This is a genomic window from uncultured Faecalibacterium sp. (assembly GCF_900066275.1).
GTDB lineage: Bacteria > Bacillota > Clostridia > Oscillospirales > Ruminococcaceae > Faecalibacterium > Faecalibacterium taiwanense.
Map to the genome: position 1 here is coordinate 1 of NZ_FMFG01000018.1, position 243 is coordinate 243.

Below are 243 nucleotides of genomic sequence, written 5' to 3' on the forward strand. Positions count from 1 at the left end.
GCCGTCGGCTTCGGCTTTGGCGGCAGCTCGCCCACAAGGCGGTAGGAGTTCTCGGTGTGGCGGGTGAGCTGCTTTTGCAGCACCGGCGTTACACCGTCCGCCGCCACGGCAGGCTTGTACTGTGCACCATAGGGAATGACCGCCTTGACCGCTTCATAATAGGTGCAGAAGGTGCGCTCCTTCAAAAAGTGCACCAGCCGCAGCAGCTCCGGGGTCAGGCAGGCGGATGCCGGGGCCACGTCG

Annotated in this window: 1 pseudogene; it reads right to left on the reverse strand. The window is 64.6% G+C overall.

The annotated features are described in order from the left end of the window. Nucleotides 1–243, reverse strand: a pseudogene (locus QZL71_RS07650) (primosomal protein N'); the annotation flags it as partial.